General features: G+C 33.9%; 5 protein-coding genes. All 5 read left to right on the forward strand.

Annotated features, from left to right (window positions below):
• The first annotated feature begins 164 nt into the window (after nt 1-164).
• The 5 genes from D1164_RS23380 (at nt 165) to D1164_RS23400 (ending at nt 4,031) form a co-directional block, all read left to right on the forward strand.
• Entirely contained in the window at nt 165-896 is a 732-nt protein-coding gene (locus tag D1164_RS23380; RefSeq protein WP_119352327.1) for a hypothetical protein, read from the forward strand.
• Nucleotides 897-1,074: 178 nt separating this feature from the next.
• Entirely contained in the window at nt 1,075-1,938 is an 864-nt protein-coding gene (locus D1164_RS23385) for a hypothetical protein (RefSeq protein ID WP_147372283.1), read from the forward strand.
• Between the two features lie 729 nt (nt 1,939-2,667).
• Nucleotides 2,668-2,904 (forward strand): hypothetical protein, encoded by a 237-nt coding sequence (locus D1164_RS23390; RefSeq protein ID WP_119352329.1) that lies wholly within the window; start codon nt 2,668-2,670, stop codon nt 2,902-2,904.
• Between the two features lie 47 nt (nt 2,905-2,951).
• Nucleotides 2,952-3,446 carry a hypothetical protein gene (locus D1164_RS23395; RefSeq protein WP_119352330.1) on the forward strand — a complete coding sequence of 165 codons (495 nt, stop codon included), beginning with the start codon at nt 2,952-2,954 and terminating at the stop codon, nt 3,444-3,446.
• A 144-nt stretch (nt 3,447-3,590) separates the two neighbouring features.
• A complete protein-coding gene (locus D1164_RS23400; RefSeq protein WP_119352331.1) occupies nt 3,591-4,031 on the forward strand; it encodes a hypothetical protein in 441 nt (146 codons plus the stop codon).
• Nucleotides 4,032-4,547: the final 516 nt, after the last annotated feature.

A 4,547-nucleotide genomic window follows, 5' to 3' on the forward strand; every position in this document is an offset into this window, starting at 1 on the left:
TAAACCAGATAAACCAATTACTCAAACTAACAATGAAAAATCCGAAAATTTTAAACCTGCTTCTAAAACCCTCCAATAGTTTTCAAATCTCCTATACCAAAATAGGTTTTTAGACAGACTGCCGTTACACGCAAGCTTAAAAAGACACAAAAAACAATCACATTATGACAACAACTAACTGGATTTCACTAATTGCAATATTTATTTCAATCATTGCTTTTTTTGTTTCATTTGTTGCATTGTGGAAATCCTATTTTTCAAAATTTACTCCAATTTTTACTGTTGGACATTGTTCATTTAGAGTTTACCCAATAAAGAACGGAGATGAAAAATGGTTTTTGCCGAGTTTTATTATTCCAATTAGCATTACAAATAATGGAGCTCAAATTGGAAAGATTGAAAAATTGAGACTAAAAGTGACATTTCCAGATTTACCAATCGCAAATCATTATGAGATTTTTCATGCTAAATGGATAGTTAATGGAAATAGAATTTCTAAAAATAGATTCGAGTGGATAAAAAAAGCAGTCATTGAAGATTGGATGCCAATGATTGTTTTGTCAAGAGAAACAAAAACTAAAAACATTGTTTTTGAAAATATGAGATGGGACGAGCCAGTAATCCAAAATAAAATATTGTGTACACTAGAATTTAAATCCAATAATCATAAAAAATATAAACAAATTGCTCAGTGGACATTTCATTTGACAGCTAAAACCTGGGTTGCTATGACTGAAAAAGGAACTTCATTCTCAACTTCGTCAGAGTTGTCGCCAACCATGGAAGATTGGATTTTCCCCAAAGATTTACATAAATATACTGGGACAAAAGAAGATATTACTAAAATTAAAATTGAATCATCACCATCGTATTTGGATTATAAAAAAAATGAATAAAAAGCCAGCGTGTAACAAATTGTATATGGCAGGCGGGGGTTTTAGCGGTCTGACAAGTCAGACCTTCTGCTCACTTTCCTGCGGGTCTGATACGATTTCTTCCAGAAATCCCGCCCGACCACATACAAGTGACCGTTGTGTGGCATACATGTAGACCTCTATTAACTGAAAATGGAATATGGACTTAGACGACATACGAAAACATATTAATCAATCAATGAACGAGCAGAATAATCATTCAATTTCTGAATTTGAAGGATATTCACCATTTGAAATGCATAATGTTTTGCATTTTACATTAGAATCTAGTAGCCCGATAATTTTGCAAAAACTTAGGGATTCCGATTATTGTCATAGTCCTATGTTTAACTTGGTTAAATATTACGTGGATTTGATTAATAATTCGGGCGCAATAAAACTTACAGCAAAAGGATTTTTACCAACAAAAATTGTTCATAATATTTATAATCAAGGATTTTTAGAGGAGTATCAATTCTCATCTGGAATTTCCAAACTCTATAAGGAAAGTGACTCCTTAACTGTTAATCTTACCAAACTTTTAGCTGAATTAGCTGGTTTGACTAAAAAAAGAAATAGCAAGTTAAGTTTGACAAAGAATGGTGAAAAAATTGCATCTGATAATCAGAAATTGTTTGAATTGATTTTTAAAACAATGACCCAGAAGTTTAGTTGGGCGTATTATGACGGTTATGAAGATGAACTAATTGGACAGCATGGTTACGGTTTTTCATTGATACTGTTATCTAAATATGGAGCAGAAAAGCGATTTGACTCTTTCTATGCTGAGAAATACTTTAAAGCCTTCCCTCAGTTTATTGAAACAATTACTCCAACTTATGGAACTGCAGAACAATATGCCAGCAACTGTTATTCAATAAGAACTTTTGAAAGGTTTTTGAGTTATTTTGGACTAGTTGAAATTGAAAAGCATGGAAAAATGCTTGAAAGAAGAAATATTATAAGAACAACTGAATTATTTGATAAATTAATAAAAGTACGACCACACAACAACGGCTCATAAAACATGGCAAATCAGTACTCGGTGGAAACGTGGGCAATTCGTTCACACTTCACTTTCCGGTGGAAAGTAAAGCGCTCCGAAATTTTGCCACGTTTCATAGCCAAACCGTTAACGGCAAGTTCAAGAAAAAATGGGTAGTTATCTGATAAGTTCGTTCTTTGGTTTTTTGCTCGCTTGTAAAATTGCTATCATAAAACTTGCAAAGCAAAGTTTGGCGCAGTAAGCCAATTTTTTGGGGTTTGACAATTTGCCTAAACTGTTTTTCGGCCTGACTGTTCAGCACTTTTTTAAAGAATAGCAGTTAGTTACCTGACAGTTTGAATTTTGGCCGTTTTGTACATGGGAAGGAATAAAATTGGCAGGAATAGCTAGTGCAGGCAAGTTTTCCGCCAGCAGCTTAAATCAAGGCTGGCAAGGCTCACGTCCCGGCGAAGTAACCGGCAGCGGTTACCTGCAACCCACAAGCTGTTTTGACTGAGGACAAAAAAAAATTAAACGCGACGTGGTTATTTGAAACTTTCGGTCGGAAAATGATACTTTTATACTGTTTACAACCTGACGATGAATAAATAAAAAAACCTGCCGTTAACAAATTGTATATGCCAGGCGGGGGCCTTTTCGGTCTGACAAGTCAGACCATTCGCCCACTTTCCTGCGGGTCGGACACGATTTCTTCCAGAAATCCCGCCCGACCACATACAAGTGACCGTTATAGCCAATTTTGAAAAGATGGAAATTACCGTAGACAATATCAGATATAAGACAATAATAGCAAGTGACATTGTGCGGAATGGACTTGGAATTGAACTTTGGGACAAAGATGAAATAGTCGCTGAGATTTTTAGAAATGATGATTTAAAGAAGATTCAAATCTCAACATTCCGAGTTGATTTGCCATTGGAAATTTTAGAAAAATTAATTATCCAATTCGACAAAAAGATAGGTCGGAATTTTCAAGAAGAATAAACTGCAGAAACAAATTAACAATAAGAAATCATTGACACGAACCTGAAATGGATATAATTGACATATTAATACCACTCGGATTTATTTTAATGTTTGTATCAATCATTGTGATTGTTTCATTAGCTCAATTACGACAAAAAAAATATACGTTGGAAAAGTTGAGTAAATTCAATTTTGATAAAGTAAAAATTCGTTTTAATCAGTCTTCTGTTGGAAAAGGAACTATTGTTGGAGGAATGCCTATAAAAGCAGAAATGTATATTTCAGACGATTTGTTTCTAATTACTCCAAAAGAAAAAGGATATTTTAATGGGATGTTTAATTTAAATCTGCCTGTTATTTTTATTAAAAGCGAAAATCAAAAGCAGGAAATAAATTTGAATAACATTGTTGTTCCTGACAAAGTACAGATATCAACCTGGAATTCAATTTCAATAAAGTATCAGAAGTCATTAATTGGAAATATAAAATATAGCATTCAAATAAATTTACTTGACAAAAACGACATTGAAAAAATAAATAAATTAAAAAACTGGCTATAACACAGTACATATTGCAGGGCGGGGTTCGGTGGTACGCCAACTGCGGATTCTCGTTTCGCAGTTCCATGTCCTTCGGACAGGAACGCTCTCCGAAATCCGCCCCGACAACATGTACCAACCGTTATAGCCAATTTTGAAAAACCAATGAAGATACTAATTGCAACAATAATATTTCTGACAATAATCCTGTCTTTAAATTATGGACAAGCACAAAACAGTTTGGAGGATTCTATAATTATTGAAGTGATTAATACTACGATTCAAAGCCAAAGGAATGATACAATCTATAAGCCAAATGGAACAATATGGAAAATTAAAGAAAACAAGACTCCTCAATTAGTATTATTGAATAAGACAGAAACATTTTTATTCGACCCGAAGTTTTCTACCTTAGAAATGTTCAATCGAAATGGACTATCACTTCTTGACTCCGTAACATTCAAAGATTTTATTTTAAGAAACGAAACATCAATCATCCTACCTGAAATTGAAAATGAGCAAGCTTCAATTCACATTCTGACAAAAGAAGAATTAAATGATATTTTTGAGCGTGGAGGGTGGGGAAAAATATCATCGAAAATATAAGTACAATCCAATAGTTAGAGTCTCAAGACCAGGATTTAATAAAAATAAAGATTTGGCATTTATTTATTACAGCACAACTTCTGGTGCACGTTCTGGTGCAGGATTTTATTTGATTCTAATAAAAGAAAACAATAGGTGGATAAGGAAAGAATATATGCTTGACTGGATTTCTTAATTTATTATGACAGAGATATTAAAATTAAATACAAAAAAACTGGCTATAACAAATTGTAAATTGCATTGCGGGGTTTGTGGTGTGTCGTTCGCTGGATTCTCGCAACATCGTTCCGTCCTGCCGGACAGGAACGAGCTCCGAAATCCGCAACGACAACTTACAAGTGACCGTCAGACTGTCTAAAAACCTAACCATATTTTGTTAAAAACTCAGGCATATATCAACAGCGACAAATACAGGTATTTAGTACCTTCAGGCATGAAATACATTAAAGGACAAGACAGGACACAAATAACACTATTCCCGGTTTCGCTGGAAGATGCAGTTGATGCTGAAAATGA

It is taken from the genome of Mariniphaga sediminis (genome assembly GCF_003573545.1).
Taxonomy (GTDB): domain Bacteria; phylum Bacteroidota; class Bacteroidia; order Bacteroidales; family Prolixibacteraceae; genus Mariniphaga; species Mariniphaga sediminis.